Origin of the sequence: Pseudomonas sp. URMO17WK12:I7, assembly GCF_003269045.1 — a bacterium.
Classification (GTDB): domain Bacteria; phylum Pseudomonadota; class Gammaproteobacteria; order Pseudomonadales; family Pseudomonadaceae; genus Aquipseudomonas; species Aquipseudomonas putida_J.
This window is the reverse complement of sequence record NZ_QLTL01000001.1, coordinates 129,313-144,386: the sequence shown is the minus strand read 5'-3', so window position 1 is coordinate 144,386 and position 15,074 is coordinate 129,313. Positions and strand designations below refer to the sequence as shown.

Sequence of the window (15,074 nt, the reverse complement as noted above, 5' to 3'; positions counted from 1 at the left end):
GTTTCGCTTATTTTCAGAATTTTTCAGAACCCACGGAACGAATTGATGGCAATCTGATTCACATAGCTTGCTAAGAAAAATTCATCAGGAATTCCGTGATTATGAAAAATATCATCGCCGCAGCGGTGCTCTCTTTTTTTGCTGTCGGTGCTCAGGCCGCTGAATTGTCTGGAGGCGTTGGAGCGACCAGTCAGGGTGGCCTGACCGCGCGCGTTGGAATCGGTTTTGACTGGGACAAGAGCTGGTTGGAAAGCAGCACTGGTCGCCTCACCGGGTACTGGGATGCCGGTTACACCTACTGGGAAGCAGGTGATGCGTCTGGCGGCGCTCATTCGCTCTCCTTTGCTCCAGTTTTCGTTTACGAGTTCGGCAGCGGTAACGTGAAGCCATTCGTTGAGGCTGGCATCGGCCTTGCTGTCTTCTCTGGTACATCCGCAGGTGACCAGGACTTTGGTTCGGCCTTCAACTTCGAAGACCGCATCGGCGCAGGCTTGAAGATCGGCGAGACGCAGAAGGTCGGTATCCGAGCTGTTCACTACTCCAACGCTGGTATCAAACAGCCGAACGACGGCATCGAGTCGTACTCCCTCTTCTACAGCCACCAGATTTAACATTTTCTGCGTAGCTCCCCTTGCCCGCCTTGTGCGGGCTTTTTCATTTCTGGAGATCTTGGATGGACCCGACCGACCTCGGCCCAGGCACAGCCACCTGGCTGGGCGGAACGGGCACTGTATTGCTGGGCGGCTTTCTCTGGCTGCGCAAGTGGCTGTCGAGGGACGCGACTGACCGCGCGATGGACACCGCCGACATCGGCGTCGTCCGGCGCTTGAATGAACTGCTCGACATCGAGCGTGAGGCCCGGAAAGAAGCCGAGGCCCGCGCCGATCAGTTCGCCAAGGAGCGAAACGACCTGGTAGCCACGGTAGGGCGCCTGGAGGGCAAGATCGAAGCCCTGACCAGCCAGGTCGGCCAGCTCAATGAGCGCGTAGCCGCGCAGAGCGATGAAATCGCCCGACTACGCGGAAAGCTGGGAGGTGCTTCCTGATGGACAGATGCGCACTTGAATTCATCGCCCGCCGCTGGTGGCGCCGGGCAGAGGTCTGGATCATCGCGGCACTGCTGGTCACCGGCGGAGCGGTCCTGGGCTGGCAGTCGGCGTTCTGGTCGATGGCCACGACCCAGGCCAGCCAGGTGGCCGAGATCCGGGCCGCCTACGATGCCGCCATGGCCGAGCGCGACAAGCGCCTGGATGAGCTGACCAGCAAGGCCGAGAGCGCCGCGACCAAAGCGTCGAAGGCTGCGACCACTGCTACCCAGGCCGCCGACAAGGCTGATGAGGCCCTCAATCGGGTATCGCCGTAGTCGCGCCACATTTCCAGCGTGCGCCGTTTCGTGGCGCGAACACCTGAGGATTCCCCATGGACAATCAACACAAGAAGATCACCGGCTATCGCGACCTCACCCAGAGCGAGATCGACGGCATGAACTCGATCAAGGCCCTTGAGGCAGACGCCGGCGAACTGTTCAAGCAGATTGGCCAGATCGAAGGAGTGGATCAGCGCACCCTGGCCCTGGCCAAGACCAACCTGCAGCAGGGCTTCATGTGGTTTGTGCGCTCGATCGCCAAGCCAGCCGATCCCTTCGCCTGATAGCTCTGCCCTGAACGAGGCCTGTATGAGCAACGTGACCCGACTTCGCCACGTCCTGCCGCTACCGTCCGATGTGGTGGTCGCTACCAATGCGCTCGACACGGCGCTGATCAAGGCGATCGATGCAGCCAAGGAAGCAGGGCTGCCTCAGGGGTTGATCGTCGCCATCCTGCACGGGCATGCCCACGCCGAGACGCACGAGATGGTCGCCAAGTGAGTTTTGGTGAATAGTTTAGAGCTTGCCTTGAGCTTTCAAATTGCTGAGTAGTTGGTGGAGCTTGTTGAAGCGGTCACGCAAAGCAGGCTCATGTTTATTCAGAAATGCGTCGAAGCACGCCGCATCGTTGTCATCGCAGGCCTCACGCTCTACTCGAAATCCTGCGGGCTGGTTTTCAAAAAGCCCACGCTCGATCTCTACGGCGTGATCTGCCTCGTCAAAAAGCACCTTCGCTAAAAATATCGAGGTGTCCACGACTCGATGCAGAGGGAGCTCTTCGGCCTGGCGTGACCACTGGGTGGCGTAACGCATAATTTTGAGCGAGACATCTTCGCGGCTCCATTGGGCAATGCCGATCGACAGGTAGCGAGCATCTGTGTCGCCAATGTACTTGCCATCAAATGGCTGGTAGGGCATCGCGTAAATAGGACGATGCTCTAAATTTCGCGGGAGGGGCTGAGACACGCTGTAGTTTTTCTTGGCGCCGAACTCTTGAATAGGCATGGAAAGGTGATCCTTTGCTTTCGATGAGAAGCATGGTGGGGGCTGGTGTCAAACGGCTCTATCTTGGCAGTCAGGGATTTCAGTGACGGGACGGCTGCTCAACCCGCAACGTGTTTTCTGCATCTAAGACGAGCAAGCGAGCCAATTCATGCTTCTCATGAAGCGCCAGATACTCTTCCCGTTCTGAATGTTCCAAGCTCTTCAGTGGATTGCTCAGGAAGTGATAGCGCTCCGACTCGTTGCTGTTCAGCCCTACGAACACATCGTGGCCTTCCGCGTTCGTTGAGAGTGCACGGATCTCCAGAAGATAGTGTTTTTCGCCTTCGGTGAGTTTCAGCATCGTTTCGCCTCCAGGTAGTTGACTGTTAGCAATACCGGCAACGCGCCATCATTTCAAGGAGCAGTTGACCCATGAGCAGACCGATGCCCCCGGCTGACCTGCTCGAATCCTTGTTGCTCACGCTGCGCCCGGCTGCAGGTGTGTGGGATTGGATACAGAGCGAGATCCTTGCCGACACCGGAAGCATCCATAACCCTGAGCATGCCCATCTGATTGACGCCAACATCGGCGTGCTCTGGGCATCGACTGGGTTCGCCAAACAGGGGCGGGTAGTTCTCGGCCAGGCCGAACAGCTTATGTTCCGTGCTGGCGGATGGCAGAAAGCCCGGCAAGAGCAGCAGATGCGCCAGTGGTTCGGCGAGGAGCCGACCTACCTCATCACTCTGGCTGCCGACTACTGCGCTGAGTGCTCCGACGCTGAGTTCTGCGCCCTGGTCGAACACGAGCTGTACCACATCGCCCAGGCAACCGATGAGTACGGCGCACCCAAGTTCACCCAGGACGGGCTGCCCAAGCTCTACCTGCGCGGCCATGACGTCGAAGAGTTCGTCGGCGTGGTCAGGCGCTACGGTGCCAGCGAAGACGTACAGCAGCTGATCGACGCTGCAAGCCGGCCGCCTGAGGTGGCCAAGATCAACATTTCGAGGGCCTGCGGAACCTGTCTGCTCAAGTCTGCCTGACCTTTGACAGACCTAAGACGGAATTGAACCTATGGCGGCCCTGAGCAACGAGGTGAAAGCCTTTATCGTTCAGGCCCTGGCCTGTTTCGATACCCCCGCACAGGTGGCGGCCTCTGTCCGAGAGGAATTCGGCATAGAGGTGAGTCGCCAGCAGTGCGAATCACATGACCCTACCAAGAGCGCAGGCCGAGATCTGGCCAAGCGCTGGCGGACCCTGTTCGAGGACACGCGCAAGCGATTCCGTGAAGAGACATCCGAGATCCCTATCGCCAACCGGGCATTCCGGCTCCGTGCACTGGGAAGGATGGCCGAGAAGGCCGAGTCCATGAAGAACATGGCGCTCACTGCCCAGTTACTGGAGCAGGCGGCCAAAGAGGTCGGCGACGTCTACGTGAACCGCCAGACCAAGAACGAGAATCCCCACGACAACGTGCCGCCTACCCGTGTGCAGGTCGACGTGGTGGATGCGAGGAAGCCGGATGCCGTCACTTAATGTGCCCCAGGCCAGCTTCCTGCGCATGGAGCAGAAGTTCCGCGGCTTCGTGGCCGGGTTCGGCTCCGGCAAGACCTGGGTGGGTTGCGCAGCGCTGTGCAAGCACGTCTGGGAGTGGCCTCGGATCGATTCCGGCTACTTCGCGCCGACCTACCCGCAGATCCGCGACATTTTCTTCCCGACCATCGAGGAGGTCGCATTCGACTGGGGCCTGAAGGTCAAGACGAAGGAGAGCGACAAGGAGGTCGAGTTCTACAGCGGCGGCCAGTACCGCAGCACGACCATCTGCCGCTCAATGGAGAAGCCGCAGACCATCGTCGGCTTCAAGATCGGGCACGCCCTAGTCGATGAACTCGACGTTCTGCCCGCGCTGAAGGCCGAGCATGCCTGGCGCAAGATCATTGCCCGGATGCGCTACAACGTGCCCGGGCTGAAGAACGGCGTAGACGTGACGACCACCCCTGAGGGGTTCAAGTTCGTCTATCAGCAGTTCGTGAAGCAGCTGCGCGAGAAGCCGGCCCTGCAGGGCATGTACGGCCTGGTGCAGGCCAGTACTTTCGACAACGAACTGAACTTGCCCCCGGACTACATCCCATCGCTGATGGAGTCGTACCCGGCCCAGCTGATCCTGGCCTACCTGAATGGCCAGTTCGTCAACCTCAATGCCGGCTCGATCTACCACGCCTACGACCGCAAGCTGAATTCCTGCTTCGACACCGTAGAGCCTGGAGAGCCGCTGTTCATCGGCATGGACTTCAACGTCGGCAAGATGGCCGCCATCACGCACGTCAAGCGCGCAGACGGCAAGCCCAGGGCGGTGGATGAGCTGATCGACGGCTTCGATACCCCGGACATGATCCGGCGCATCAAGGAACGCTACTGGAGGCACAACGGCCGCGACTACGAGAAGACCTGCGAGATCAGGATCTACCCCGACGCCTCTGGCGGGTCGCGCAAGTCGGTGAACGCCAGCGAGACGGACATCGCCATCCTGCGCCAGGCCGGATTCAGCGTCATCGCGCCTGATGCCAACCCGCCGGTAAAAGACCGCATCAACGCCATGAACGCGATGTTCTGCAACGCGAATGGCGAGCGACGCTACCTGATCAACCCGCTACGCTGCCCGACCTATGCGGACGGTCTGGAGCAGCAGGTGTGGGCACCCAACGGGGAGCCTGACAAGAAGTCTGGTGTGGACCACGCGAACGACGCTGGCGGCTACTTCATCCATCACGACTACCCAATCAGCAGGCCGGTAACCCACGTACCTATCACCTTCACTTTCTGAGGCCACCCATGCCGAATTTCACTCCCCGGGCAGAGTACTCGGAGGCCTTGCCCGGCTGGCTGCTGGTAAAGCGTTGCGTGGCTGGTGCTCGAGAGGTGCGCAAGCACGATATCTACCTGCCAATGCCGGACCCAGAGAACAGGTCTCCCGAGAACCTCGCGCGGTACAAACAGTACAAGAAGCGGGCGATGTTCCTGAACATCACAGGACGTACTCGCACCGGTCTGCTGGGCGCGGTGTTCCGCAAGACTGCCGAACTGCAGCTGCCAACCGGCGTCGAGTACCTGAAAGAGAACGCGAGCGGCGACGGCACGAGCCTGGAGCAGCTTTCGAAGGACTCGGTAGGGGAGTGCTTGGATGCAGGGCGCGGCGGCTTCCTGGTGGATTTCCCAGCTGTTGAGGGAGTGTCATCGATGGCCGACCTGCAGGGCCGGCGTGCGCTGATCCACCACTACGGGGCTGAAGCGATCATCGACTGGGACGAGCAGGTGATCGAGGGCGTGAAGCGCCTGGTCTATGTCTGCCTGTTGGAATGCGTGTCCGAGTTCAGTGCGGATAGCCTGGAGCGCACAACGAGCACTCAATACCGCGTATTGCTGCTGGTTGATGGCCGCTATGTGCAGCGCGTCTACGCCGAAGACGGCAACAGCTACAGCGAGGTCGCGCCGCTCGACAAAAATGGCCGCCCCTTTGACCACATCCTGTTCAGCTTCTACGGCGCCCAGAACAACGACGCCAGCATCGACAAGTCGCCGCTGGAAGACCTGGCCGACGTGAACATCCTGCACTACGGCAACAGCGCCACGGTGGAGGAGAGTGGGTTTATCAGCAGTCAGCCCACGCTGTTCATCACCACGGACATCACCGCCGACGACTTTGCCAAGCTGAACCCGAACGGCATGCACATTGGCTCGACCCGCGGTTACAACCTCGGCAAGAGCGGTACCGCGACCCTGGTCCAAGCAACCGAGAGCCAGCTGGCCCGCACGCTGCTGAAGGACAAAGAAGAGCAGATGCTCATGATCGGCGCGCGCATTGTGCAGAAAGCGGGCGGCGCCGAGACGGCTGAGGCGGTGCGCATCCGCTACAGCTCGGACAACAGCGTGCTGGGCACCATCGCCGGCAACGTGTCTGAGGCCCTGAAGCGGGCCATCCTCGACGCTGAGCGCTTCATGATCGGCGAGCCGGACGATGACGGCACGGTATTCTGGCTCAACCAATCGTTCTTCGACGAGACGATGACCGCCCAGGACATCCTGGCCCAGGTTCAGCTCTGGCAGCAGGGCCTGATCGCCAAGTCCGACTTGCGCACCAACCTGCGCCAGGGTGGCGTGCTCGAGGCAGACCGCAGCGACGAGAAGATCGACGAAGAGATCGCCCAGCAGCCGCCGGTGACCGGCAACGACACTGGAGATGGCGGCGATGAACAGTGACGGCTACCTGTCCGACGCAGCGACTCGCCACCAGGTGCACGTGCAGCGCTATGCCGGCGGAAGTCTGAAGCGGCTGGCCAAGTTCATCACCAAGGCCATTGGCACCGCCAAATCTCGCGTATCAGAAGGATTGAGTCGGTACGGCACCCAGCGGTACGAGAAGCAGATCCAAGAGCTGCAGGGTGAGCTGGCGGGCGTGTACGGCGAGATGAAGCAGCAGGCCGTGCTGGACCTTGCCGAATTCGGCGGCTATGAGGCTGAGTTCAACATGACGCTGCTGGGCAAGGTCGTGAAGACGGTCGTTCAGCTGAACAGGCCGAGCATTGAGCAGGTCGCCGCAGCAGCTCTGGCCGATCCGCTCGACCTCGAGGTCGGCAAGGGGCGCCAGCGCATCAGCATCAACGGCGCGCTCGACCAGTACGGCACCAAGAAGAGCGCTGAGATCATCAGCGAGATCCGCATGGGGTCGGCCCTGGGCGAGACGTCCGGGCAGATTAGTCGCCGGCTGACGTCGCTGGGCGTCCAGCAGCGTGACCAGGCACAGGCCTTGGTCAACACCATGACCAACCACATCGCCACCACCGCACGCGTGGAAGTGCTCAAGGACAACGACGACATCCTCAAGGGGATGCGCCGGATCGCCACCCTGGACAGCCGGACCACGCTGTTCTGCATGAGCATCGACCAGACGATCATCCCTCTGGATGGGCCAAAGCCGCCGTACCACTGGAGGTGCCGGACCACGCTCATCCCCGTGCTAAAAGACGAGTTCGTCCGGGAGATCCCGGAATCAACCCGGCCTTCAGTCGGGCCTGATGGCGTTGAACAGGTGAGCAGCAAGACCAGCTACGGCGAGTGGCTGGCCAGGCAGCCGGCAGAGTTCCAAGAGGATGTGCTGGGCCCGACCCGATACAAGCTGTTCAGCAAGGGCCAGCTCACCATCGACCGGTTTGTAGATGACGACGGCCGTACCCTGACCCTCAAGCGGTTGCGCGAGCGCGAGCCGATGGCATTCGAGCGACTATTGGCACAGTGATATTGCGCCCCTTGGCTGTAGGGGATATGTATGGCTCTTTAATCATGGGAGCCACAAATGACTGAAGAGAAAAAGGTGATTGGGGATCAGCTGATCAACACTGTTCGGCCGTATTGCCTAATTAAAGATCGGTGGTTCACTCCAGATGAGAGCGCATCTCTGCGAGATGCCATGGCTGACGCCTGGAGCGGTTATTTTGTGAAAGCGGCTATTACCGTACTGGGGGCGAAGGGAAGGCCGTCTAGAATTGGCCCGCACGTACAGGTTTACGGCCTTCCTCTCCCTGGTGCGCTGGAGCAACATCCTGCAGTCGCGCGTGATATCGCTGAAAAATATGGCTTCATGATCGCTTTTGAGGGTGAGGGAATCATTGGTCTTGAACTCTACTTTGTTGAGCGGGGAGCCTTAAGCCTTAGCAAGGCTATCGCCAAATTTGAGCCGCTATCACTTCTAAAACTCAGCTGAATCAGCCCTTACAAACAGCCCCGCCTTGTGCGGGGCTTTTTTATGCCCGCAGGCAGGGCCTGCTCAACGTCTCTGGGAGACAGCAATGACCTTGAAATTCCAACTGGACAGTCTTGAAGGCGTAGATGAATCGGTAGCAGCCCTTTACGTCGAGAAGGACGGCAAATTCGTCCTCGGTATCGACGGGCTGCCACAGCAGGAAGACGTCACCGGCTTGAAGGCCAAGGTGGAAGAACTGCTCGGCGAGAAGAAGGCAGCCGAGAAAGCCCGTCGCGAGGCCGAAGAGAAGGCACGCACCGAGGCAGAGGAGGCCGCCCGCAAGGCTGGCGACGTTGAAGGCCTGGAGAAGTCCTGGTCCGAGAAGTACGCCCGCCGGGAAGCCGAACTGACCTCCCAGCTCGAAAGCACCAACAGCACCCTGCAGGGCCAGATCCGGGATCTGACTGTGGGCCGCACCGCCACCGAGATCGCGACCACCCTGGCTGTCCCTGGCAGCGCCAAGGCATTGCTTCCCCACATCGAGCGCAGACTGAGCGTCGAGCAGCGCGACGGTAAACCCACCGTTGTCGTGCTGGACGCGGCTGGCAAGCTCTCGGCGGCAACGCTGGACGAGCTGAAAGCAGAATTCACCAACGATCCGGCCTTCGGCCCGCTGATCGCTGGTAGCAAGGCATCCGGCGGCGGGGCCGGGGGTGCTGGAAAAGGCGGCGGGGCCGCAAGAGGCAACATCGGCGGCACCAAAGAGGAACGCACGGCGGCACTGGCCAGCCGGTTCCCAGACCTTCCATTGAAATAAGGAAATACACCCATGTCCCTGTCGCAAATGCAGGTTTTCAACGAATACATCATGCCGGCGACCATCGAGACGCTGGATCAGATGCTCGTTGCGTTCAACGCCGCCAGCCGCGGCGCCATCGTGCTGTCCCCGGACGGTTTCACCGGCGACTTCCTGCAAGAGTCATTCTTCCAGACCCTGGCCGCTGCCCAGCGCCGGGTGGACCGCTACGCCGCTAACGGCGCTGCGCCGATCACCGACCTGACCGAACTGAAAAATACCTCGGTCAAAGTCGCTGGTGGCTTCGGTCCGATCCGCTACGAACCTTCGCAGATGACCTGGCTGGAGCGCCCGACCGCCCAAGGCATCGAGGTCGCGTCCCGCGCGTTCGCCGAGATCCTGCTGAAGGACCAGCTGAACACCGCCATCGCCGCCCTGGTCGCCGCGATCACTGCCCAGGCCGCTGCCGTCAATGACGTGTCGGCCACCGCCGGCATCACCTATGCCGGCCTGAACAACGCCCACGCGAAGTTCGGTGATGCGAGCCAGAACCTGGTAACCCAGGTGATGCAGGGCACCACCTACCACAAGCTGGTGGGTCAGAACCTAGCCAACCAGCAGCAACTGTTCCAGGCCGGTAACGTCCGTGTAATTGACATCCTGGGCAAGGTCTCGGTTGTGACCGATGCCCCGGCTCTGATGCAGGACGGCACCCCGGACAAGGAGATCATCCTGTCTCTGGTCCAGGGTGCTGCACTGGTGCACGACGGTCGCGACATCATCAGCAACGTCCAGACCACCAACGGCAAAGAGCGGATCGAGACCACGCTGCAGACCGACTACACCTTCGGCCTTGGCCTTAAGGGCTACACCTGGGATGTGACCGCCGGCGGCAAGTCTCCGACCGATGCCGAACTGGCCACCGGTACCAACTGGGACAAGACCGCCACCAGCATCAAGCACACCGCTGGTGTTGCTCTGATCGGTGACGCTTCCAAGTAACCCCTGACGGTGGGCTGGGCATATGGCCCGGCCTACTGAGGACGAGCTCATGAGCAAGAACAACATCTGGTACTTACCAGGCCCGTTTCACCAGTACCAGGAAGACGTGAAAGCGCTGGCCAAGGAAGCCGGCCTGGTCATCGTCGACGCAAACGTAGCTCCGAATCGCAAGAACGAGGCTAAGGAAGTGCCAGAGGTCAGCATTCGGCCTGAACTGAAGGCCTTGGCCGTGGTGGTCGAGGCTGACGGGCTGAGCCAGGACGTAGTTGATCAGCTGACGGCTGAGCTGGCGTCCATCGACGTGATCGTTGAGTCGTTCGCTGAGCAGGCCCTGAAGCGTCCGCAAGGCGAACTGGGCGAAACCGCAGGCCGCCTATTCCAGGTGCTGGAAGCCGTCAATGCCGGAATTGCCAGCCTGCAGCGCGAGCGCGACGGCGAAGCGAAAAAGGTAATCGACCTGGGGCAGGATAAGGCTGAACTGCTCAAGCAGATCGAATCCTTGAAGGCTGCGGCTGCCGATCCTGAGGTAGAGGCGCTCAAGTCTGCGCTGGAGAAGGCTGGCGTCACTTACCGCGCCAACGCCTCGAAAGAGTCGCTGCAGAAGCTGGTAGACGACCTACCCAAGTAACACCGGGGCTTCGGCCCCATTCATTTCAGCGGAGGCCTGATGGCTACCTACATCACCGTCGCGGACGTCGACGCCATTCTGGGTTCGACCTGGGCGCCTGACGAAAAGAAGGCCATGGCGGTAGCGCAGGCCAACGCATACCTCACCTCGCTCCGTCTGTGCGGCATCGACATGAATGCCGTGCCTGAGGAGGTGAAGCAGGCCGGGGCCCAGCTGGCTCTGGTCGCATCCACCGGCCAGCTGTACCAGCAGCAGACCGAGGGATCGCTTGAGGCCAAGAGCGTGAAGGCCGGATCGGTATCGACCAGCCGCAGCTATGCCGCGCTAGATCGCAGCAGCGCAGGCGCGCAACCTGAAGGAGTGCAGTTCGCCCTTGCCCTGATTTCGCCATGGCGCTGCAACCCGTTCACCTTTGCTGTGGACAGGGGGTAGCCATGGGCTTGCGAGACGAAGTGCAGTCAGATCTGGCTGCGGCGTTTGATGATGACCTTGCCGATGCCGTGCTCACCTTCACTGGCTCCTACATGGGGCCAGGCGATTGGGATCCTGTGAGCGAGACCAGCACGGCCCAGCCGGTGACCTACACCGGGCGCGGCGTGTTCGACAGCTACGACAGCCGCCGCATCGACGGCCTGAACATCCTGGTGGGCGACGTTCTGCTGATCTGCCTGGCCAATGAGGTCACGGATAGGCCGGCGGTTGGGCACCAGATCACGGTCGACGACCTGCTCACCGGGCAGCAAGCCACGTACCGCATCGTCAGCCCGGGCATCGATCCGGCCAAGGCGCACTACGAAATCCAGCTGAGGAAGTGACCATGGCCAAGAACAGAGGCTGGAGCACGCCGCCAAGTCTGTTCGCTGGAGTGGTTGAGGAGCAACTCAGCCAGCGCGTGCGTGTCATTGCCATGTCGCTGCTCAACGAGATCGTCCTGCGGTCTCCGGTAGATACCGGGCGCTTCCGTGGCAACAACATCGTCAGTGTGGGCGCGCCGGTGTACACCAGCACCGCGAACGTTGACCCAACTGGCGCTGAAACCATCCAGAGCGGCGCCAGGGCGGTTACCGGCCTGGAGCCATATACGCAGGTCTTCATCCAGAACAACTTGCCGTATGCGGGTCCGCTTGAGGATGGCCATTCCCAGCAGGCTCCGGCCGGCATTTACGCGGTGTCGTTCAACGGCGTCGCCGAGGCCTACAGGACATGACCTTCGAACAGATCCGGGCCATCGTCACGGGCCGCATGACGCAGTGGGCGGGGATTCCCGCTGACGCTGTGGACTACCCGAACAACCCCAGGGGACCCTTCGACCCGGCCGGCAAGCCGATCTGGGCCAGGCTGGCGGATGTGCCAGGACTGTCCAGCGCGCCAGAGGTCGGCATCGGCCCGTGCGTGCGCCGTACCGGCATCATCATGATTCAGCTGTTCGTGCCCAGCTACAAGGGCACCCTGGCCATCACCAAAGCCGCCGACGCGCTGGTACAGCACTTCGAGTTCTACAGCGACCAGACCGGGCCGTTTGAGTGCTATACGGCCTCGGCTAGCACCATCGGCGATGACGGCCACGGCTGGTACCAGGTCAACCTGTCCATTACATACCGGGCCTACTGAGGTCAGCGGGAGAGTCCATGCAGAGCAACAGCAAGCCATTCATCGTGGTCGACGGCGTCACCTACATCAACGAGGCCATGATTAGTGACTCAGCTTTGAGCGTGAAACTCAGATCCAGGGCTACGGATGAGGCCGGGCGCCCTGTGGTAGAGCTGGATTTGTCCAGCGGTTCGATCACCTTGCGGAGCAGGGTAGAAGGCGATGACCAATGCCACCAGGGCATGGCCGGTCAAGTGATCTTCGGTTCGGAGCGCTGGGCAATACGTCGAAGTCGCGATGAAAGCGGGCGGTACTTTGCTGCTGGTGTGGGATTGGGAGTTGATCAGGTTCTTCAGGAGCTGAACATCATCATCGCTGATTCCAGGCTGGCTGGCCCTCTGAAGGAAAAGATCGAGCTTATGGAGGCTGTCAAGGAGGCGGTAGTAAATGGCGCTCGCGCCGGCTATCAAGCGGTTCTCAAGGAATTCGGTAAGCGCTCCTCCTGATCCATGCCGAGTTCACCAATTCAAAGCCCGCCACATGGCGGTTTTTTTACGCCTATAGATAGGAGAAACACCCCATGTCCAGTGGTGCCAAGGTATCAACCGCCTGGAAACGCGAGGTCACGCCGGGCATCACCCCGCCAGGCGATTGGAACGTGCTGACCCGCGTCAGCTTCGGCCTGGTGCCGACCTACAATACGGAAGAGAACAACGAGATCGGCGCCGACCGCATGGCCCAGGGCACAGCCCAGACCACCGTGGATGTTGGTGGCGATATCGAAACCAAGCTGCGCTACGGGGCATTGGACGAGTTCATGGCCTCTTGCTTCGGCAAGGACTGGGCCGGCAACGTGCTGACCATGGGTAACGACCGCATTTCGTTCTCCATCGGATCGTACGCAAGCGACGTCGGTATCGCGGCCGTTGCCCGCGGCGCCCAGGTCGCGACCATGAACTTCGAAGTCCCTAACGACAACGAAATCACGGTAACCACCACCTTCGCGGCCATCGACTGGTCCGACAAGGCCGACAACACCTCGTTCATCCTCAACCCGATTGCCGAGGCGCACCAGCGCCGCTACGGGTTCAAGGACGTCACCGGCCTGAAGATCAACGGCGTCCAGCTGGGCGAAGACAACGCCTGCGTTGACAGCTTCAACCTGCAGTTCGACAACGCCGTCCAGACCCAGCGCTGCATCGGCAACGGCAACCCGTTCCCGGGCAACATCATCCCGACCACCTTCACGCCGTCTGGCTCGATCACCATGAGCTGGTCGAAGACCGCCTACCAGTACTGGAAGGCCCAACAGACCGGCGACTCGCTGAGCTTCGAGTTCACCCTGAACAATGCCGACGGCGGCTACACCTTCTTCATCCCTGAGATGGAAGTGAGCGGCGACTGGCCGGACGGTGGTGCCACCGACATCATCCAGGTCGAATTGGAATACACCGCCCGCCGCGTGCCGCCGACCATCACCCGCCTGCCGGCGCCAATTGCTATCGCTGCGGTAGCCGTAACCCCGGCCACTCTGGACCTGGAAGTTGACGAAACCGGCGATCTCGAAGCTGTCGTAACTCCGGTTGGCGCAAGTCAGCTGGTAACCTGGACCTCCTCCGCCCCGGCCATCGCCAGCGTGAGTGCCACCGGTCTTGTCACTGGCCTGGCTTCCGGCAGCGCCACCATCACCGCGACCAGCGCCGCAGACGGCACCAAGACCGACACCTGCGCTGTCACCGTCTCCGCCTAAACCTTTGCCCGGCGCGCCCTGCGGTGTACGTCGGGCCTTTTTCCGCAGAGGAATACCATGGGCATCACCATTGCAAAGAAGCCTGAACTGGATATCAACGGCGAGCGCTGGGTCGAGTTCGCCCCGGGCGCCGAGATCCTCGTAGGCTCGATCGCCAACCCGCTCTACAAATCGCATCAGGCGCTGATCAACCGCCACCTGGCCCTGATCAACCAGCAGGCACGCGTAGGAACCCCAGAGTTCAGCCTTTCCGATATCCCTGATGTCGAGCTTGAGACCGATGATGACCTGTTCATCGAACTGGCAGCCAAGCACCTGATCAAGGGTTGGAAGGGGGTCGACATCGAGGAAAATCCGGGCGAGCCAGCCCCATACAGCCCAGAACTGTGCGTCCAGCTGATCAAGCAGATGAACAGCGTCTATTTCCTTGCCCTGCGCACCGGCAACGACATCGCCCGCCGGATCGAGGAGAAGACCCAGGCCACCGTGGAAAAGTAGTAGCGGCATACCTGTGGGGGCGCGAGTGGGCCGGCGACGAGAACGAGAAAAAGCGCTGGAAGCATGAGCGCTTTGGCCTGGACATGCCGGCGCCTCCAGAAATCGACGGGGTGACGGCCGAGATCTTGGAGGCTTACGCCTATGTCAGCAGGTCCCGGCAGTATGTCGGCATGGTTGGCGCTCCAGCGCCTCTACCACCGGCATCGATCGCCGAATACCTCGACCGCTACCCCTCGGCGATATGCCGCGAAGAGCTTGATGCCGCCATCTTCGCCCTGGACGACCAATACCGGAAGAACTGGGACGAGCAGTACGAAAAGGCGCAGGGTAAAGCCGACTCGAAGAACCGGCCCTAGAAGCGGTGATATGCGTGCAGCACGGTTGTGTTAGATTCTGTCCATCTTTGTGGAGGAACCCATGAATCGACTGCTGCTGATTGCCGCTCTTGCACTGCTTCCAGCCGGCGCCGCGCTCGCCAAGGCGCCGGACCAGTGCGAGAAGATCTCCGACCTTGCCGCCGAAGCCATGAAGGCGCGACAGGACGGCGAACTGCTAAAGGACGCCACTAAATCCGTTGGCGACGGCAGCAGGTTCTCTGAAGAGATAGTCATGAAAGCCTACCAGGTTCGTGTGTTCGAAGATTCGAAGGAGCGGGCGACTGCTATCTCCGAATTCCAGAACGCCGCGTACCGAGAGTGCTACGACGCTCACAACTGAACAAAGAAC

General features: G+C 60.8%; 25 protein-coding genes. 23 read left to right on the top strand and 2 right to left on the bottom strand.

The features are described from left to right. The first annotated feature begins 101 nt into the window (after positions 1-101). The 5 genes from H040_RS00755 to H040_RS00735 all read left to right on the top strand — a co-directional run bounded on the left by H040_RS00755 (position 102) and on the right by H040_RS00735 (position 1,866). Positions 102-611 (top strand): acyloxyacyl hydrolase, encoded by a 510-nt coding sequence (locus H040_RS00755; RefSeq protein ID WP_027919791.1) that lies wholly within the window; start codon positions 102-104, stop codon positions 609-611. 62 nt (positions 612-673) lie between these two features. After that, positions 674-1,045 (top strand): hypothetical protein, encoded by a 372-nt coding sequence (locus H040_RS00750; RefSeq protein WP_027919792.1) that lies wholly within the window; start codon positions 674-676, stop codon positions 1,043-1,045. Then, entirely contained in the window at positions 1,045-1,362 is a 318-nt protein-coding gene (locus H040_RS00745; RefSeq protein WP_027919793.1) for a hypothetical protein, read from the top strand. The genes H040_RS00750 and H040_RS00745 overlap by 1 nt, the downstream gene beginning before the upstream one ends. A gap of 56 nt (positions 1,363-1,418) precedes the next feature. Then, on the top strand, positions 1,419-1,649 hold the full coding sequence (locus H040_RS00740) for an Acb2/Tad1 domain-containing protein (RefSeq protein ID WP_015269843.1): 231 nt from the start codon (positions 1,419-1,421) through the stop codon (positions 1,647-1,649). Between the two features lie 25 nt (positions 1,650-1,674). Next, positions 1,675-1,866, top strand: a complete 192-nt coding sequence (locus tag H040_RS00735) for a hypothetical protein (protein ID WP_027919794.1) — start codon at positions 1,675-1,677, stop codon at positions 1,864-1,866. Positions 1,867-1,881: 15 nt separating this feature from the next. On the opposite strand, the gene H040_RS00730 is transcribed toward H040_RS00735, so the two are convergent. Together H040_RS00730 and H040_RS00725 are read right to left on the bottom strand one after the other, a co-directional pair. Beyond that, the gene (locus tag H040_RS00730) at positions 1,882-2,370 is read right to left on the bottom strand and encodes a DUF6530 family protein (RefSeq protein WP_050437241.1); all 489 of its coding nucleotides are present in this window, start codon (positions 2,368-2,370) and stop codon (positions 1,882-1,884) included. Positions 2,371-2,449: 79 nt separating this feature from the next. Continuing rightward, positions 2,450-2,710, bottom strand: a complete 261-nt coding sequence (locus tag H040_RS00725; RefSeq protein WP_027919795.1) for a hypothetical protein — start codon at positions 2,708-2,710, stop codon at positions 2,450-2,452. Positions 2,711-2,781: 71 nt separating this feature from the next. On the opposite strand from H040_RS00725, the gene H040_RS00720 reads away from it, so the two are divergent. From H040_RS00720 to H040_RS00635, 18 genes are all read left to right on the top strand, one after another. Then, positions 2,782-3,390 carry a putative metallopeptidase gene (locus H040_RS00720; RefSeq protein ID WP_027919796.1) on the top strand — a complete coding sequence of 203 codons (609 nt, stop codon included), beginning with the start codon at positions 2,782-2,784 and terminating at the stop codon, positions 3,388-3,390. Positions 3,391-3,421: 31 nt separating this feature from the next. Continuing rightward, on the top strand, positions 3,422-3,883 hold the full coding sequence (locus H040_RS00715) for a DUF2280 domain-containing protein (RefSeq protein WP_027919797.1): 462 nt from the start codon (positions 3,422-3,424) through the stop codon (positions 3,881-3,883). Next, on the top strand, positions 3,870-5,171 hold the full coding sequence (locus H040_RS00710) for a terminase large subunit domain-containing protein (RefSeq protein WP_027919798.1): 1,302 nt from the start codon (positions 3,870-3,872) through the stop codon (positions 5,169-5,171). The genes H040_RS00715 and H040_RS00710 overlap by 14 nt, the downstream gene beginning before the upstream one ends. A gap of 8 nt (positions 5,172-5,179) precedes the next feature. Next, complete coding sequence (locus tag H040_RS00705; protein WP_027919799.1) at positions 5,180-6,604, top strand: DUF4055 domain-containing protein; 1,425 nt, start codon at positions 5,180-5,182, stop codon at positions 6,602-6,604. Further along, on the top strand, positions 6,594-7,640 hold the full coding sequence (locus H040_RS00700; protein ID WP_027919800.1) for a head morphogenesis protein: 1,047 nt from the start codon (positions 6,594-6,596) through the stop codon (positions 7,638-7,640). The genes H040_RS00705 and H040_RS00700 overlap by 11 nt, the downstream gene beginning before the upstream one ends. Before the next feature lie 57 nt (positions 7,641-7,697). Next, positions 7,698-8,105 (top strand): hypothetical protein, encoded by a 408-nt coding sequence (locus H040_RS00695; protein WP_027919801.1) that lies wholly within the window; start codon positions 7,698-7,700, stop codon positions 8,103-8,105. 85 nt (positions 8,106-8,190) lie between these two features. Further along, complete coding sequence (locus tag H040_RS00690) at positions 8,191-8,901, top strand: hypothetical protein (RefSeq protein WP_027919802.1); 711 nt, start codon at positions 8,191-8,193, stop codon at positions 8,899-8,901. A 12-nt stretch (positions 8,902-8,913) separates the two neighbouring features. Continuing rightward, on the top strand, positions 8,914-9,882 hold the full coding sequence (locus H040_RS00685) for a major capsid protein (RefSeq protein ID WP_016487763.1): 969 nt from the start codon (positions 8,914-8,916) through the stop codon (positions 9,880-9,882). Positions 9,883-9,931: 49 nt separating this feature from the next. After that, complete coding sequence (locus H040_RS00680) at positions 9,932-10,510, top strand: hypothetical protein (RefSeq protein WP_027919803.1); 579 nt, start codon at positions 9,932-9,934, stop codon at positions 10,508-10,510. A gap of 39 nt (positions 10,511-10,549) precedes the next feature. Then, positions 10,550-10,942, top strand: coding sequence for a hypothetical protein (locus H040_RS00675; protein ID WP_027919804.1), 393 nt, complete (start codon positions 10,550-10,552; stop codon positions 10,940-10,942). Positions 10,943-10,944: 2 nt separating this feature from the next. Beyond that, positions 10,945-11,325, top strand: coding sequence for a hypothetical protein (locus H040_RS00670; protein WP_027919805.1), 381 nt, complete (start codon positions 10,945-10,947; stop codon positions 11,323-11,325). A 2-nt stretch (positions 11,326-11,327) separates the two neighbouring features. Then, entirely contained in the window at positions 11,328-11,717 is a 390-nt protein-coding gene (locus tag H040_RS00665; RefSeq protein ID WP_027919806.1) for an HK97 gp10 family phage protein, read from the top strand. Beyond that, complete coding sequence (locus H040_RS00660) at positions 11,714-12,121, top strand: phage tail terminator-like protein (RefSeq protein ID WP_027919807.1); 408 nt, start codon at positions 11,714-11,716, stop codon at positions 12,119-12,121. Before H040_RS00665 ends, H040_RS00660 begins: the two co-directional genes overlap by 4 nt. A 17-nt stretch (positions 12,122-12,138) precedes the next feature. Next, on the top strand, positions 12,139-12,606 hold the full coding sequence (locus H040_RS00655) for a hypothetical protein (protein ID WP_027919808.1): 468 nt from the start codon (positions 12,139-12,141) through the stop codon (positions 12,604-12,606). 74 nt (positions 12,607-12,680) lie between these two features. Then, the gene (locus H040_RS00650) at positions 12,681-13,850 is read left to right on the top strand and encodes a phage tail tube protein (RefSeq protein WP_027919809.1); all 1,170 of its coding nucleotides are present in this window, start codon (positions 12,681-12,683) and stop codon (positions 13,848-13,850) included. A 57-nt stretch (positions 13,851-13,907) separates the two neighbouring features. After that, positions 13,908-14,348 (top strand): hypothetical protein, encoded by a 441-nt coding sequence (locus H040_RS00645; protein WP_027919810.1) that lies wholly within the window; start codon positions 13,908-13,910, stop codon positions 14,346-14,348. 170 nt (positions 14,349-14,518) lie between these two features. Beyond that, positions 14,519-14,704, top strand: a complete 186-nt coding sequence (locus H040_RS00640) for a hypothetical protein (protein ID WP_256208101.1) — start codon at positions 14,519-14,521, stop codon at positions 14,702-14,704. A gap of 61 nt (positions 14,705-14,765) precedes the next feature. Further along, entirely contained in the window at positions 14,766-15,065 is a 300-nt protein-coding gene (locus H040_RS00635) for a hypothetical protein (protein ID WP_027919811.1), read from the top strand. The last annotated feature ends 9 nt before the right edge of the window (positions 15,066-15,074 follow it).

Coding starts and splice junctions, on each gene's coding strand:
- H040_RS00755 (WP_027919791.1), top strand. CDS start 102: ATGAAAAATATCATCGCCGCAGCGGTGCTCTCTTTTTTTGCTGTCGGT.
- H040_RS00750 (WP_027919792.1), top strand. CDS start 674: ATGGACCCGACCGACCTCGGCCCAGGCACAGCCACCTGGCTGGGCGGA.
- H040_RS00745 (WP_027919793.1), top strand. CDS start 1,045: ATGGACAGATGCGCACTTGAATTCATCGCCCGCCGCTGGTGGCGCCGG.
- H040_RS00740 (WP_015269843.1), top strand. CDS start 1,419: ATGGACAATCAACACAAGAAGATCACCGGCTATCGCGACCTCACCCAG.
- H040_RS00735 (WP_027919794.1), top strand. CDS start 1,675: ATGAGCAACGTGACCCGACTTCGCCACGTCCTGCCGCTACCGTCCGAT.
- H040_RS00730 (WP_050437241.1), bottom strand. CDS start 2,370: ATGCCTATTCAAGAGTTCGGCGCCAAGAAAAACTACAGCGTGTCTCAG.
- H040_RS00725 (WP_027919795.1), bottom strand. CDS start 2,710: ATGCTGAAACTCACCGAAGGCGAAAAACACTATCTTCTGGAGATCCGT.
- H040_RS00720 (WP_027919796.1), top strand. CDS start 2,782: ATGAGCAGACCGATGCCCCCGGCTGACCTGCTCGAATCCTTGTTGCTC.
- H040_RS00715 (WP_027919797.1), top strand. CDS start 3,422: ATGGCGGCCCTGAGCAACGAGGTGAAAGCCTTTATCGTTCAGGCCCTG.
- H040_RS00710 (WP_027919798.1), top strand. CDS start 3,870: ATGCCGTCACTTAATGTGCCCCAGGCCAGCTTCCTGCGCATGGAGCAG.
- H040_RS00705 (WP_027919799.1), top strand. CDS start 5,180: ATGCCGAATTTCACTCCCCGGGCAGAGTACTCGGAGGCCTTGCCCGGC.
- H040_RS00700 (WP_027919800.1), top strand. CDS start 6,594: ATGAACAGTGACGGCTACCTGTCCGACGCAGCGACTCGCCACCAGGTG.
- H040_RS00695 (WP_027919801.1), top strand. CDS start 7,698: ATGACTGAAGAGAAAAAGGTGATTGGGGATCAGCTGATCAACACTGTT.
- H040_RS00690 (WP_027919802.1), top strand. CDS start 8,191: ATGACCTTGAAATTCCAACTGGACAGTCTTGAAGGCGTAGATGAATCG.
- H040_RS00685 (WP_016487763.1), top strand. CDS start 8,914: ATGTCCCTGTCGCAAATGCAGGTTTTCAACGAATACATCATGCCGGCG.
- H040_RS00680 (WP_027919803.1), top strand. CDS start 9,932: ATGAGCAAGAACAACATCTGGTACTTACCAGGCCCGTTTCACCAGTAC.
- H040_RS00675 (WP_027919804.1), top strand. CDS start 10,550: ATGGCTACCTACATCACCGTCGCGGACGTCGACGCCATTCTGGGTTCG.
- H040_RS00670 (WP_027919805.1), top strand. CDS start 10,945: ATGGGCTTGCGAGACGAAGTGCAGTCAGATCTGGCTGCGGCGTTTGAT.
- H040_RS00665 (WP_027919806.1), top strand. CDS start 11,328: ATGGCCAAGAACAGAGGCTGGAGCACGCCGCCAAGTCTGTTCGCTGGA.
- H040_RS00660 (WP_027919807.1), top strand. CDS start 11,714: ATGACCTTCGAACAGATCCGGGCCATCGTCACGGGCCGCATGACGCAG.
- H040_RS00655 (WP_027919808.1), top strand. CDS start 12,139: ATGCAGAGCAACAGCAAGCCATTCATCGTGGTCGACGGCGTCACCTAC.
- H040_RS00650 (WP_027919809.1), top strand. CDS start 12,681: ATGTCCAGTGGTGCCAAGGTATCAACCGCCTGGAAACGCGAGGTCACG.
- H040_RS00645 (WP_027919810.1), top strand. CDS start 13,908: ATGGGCATCACCATTGCAAAGAAGCCTGAACTGGATATCAACGGCGAG.
- H040_RS00640 (WP_256208101.1), top strand. CDS start 14,519: ATGGTTGGCGCTCCAGCGCCTCTACCACCGGCATCGATCGCCGAATAC.
- H040_RS00635 (WP_027919811.1), top strand. CDS start 14,766: ATGAATCGACTGCTGCTGATTGCCGCTCTTGCACTGCTTCCAGCCGGC.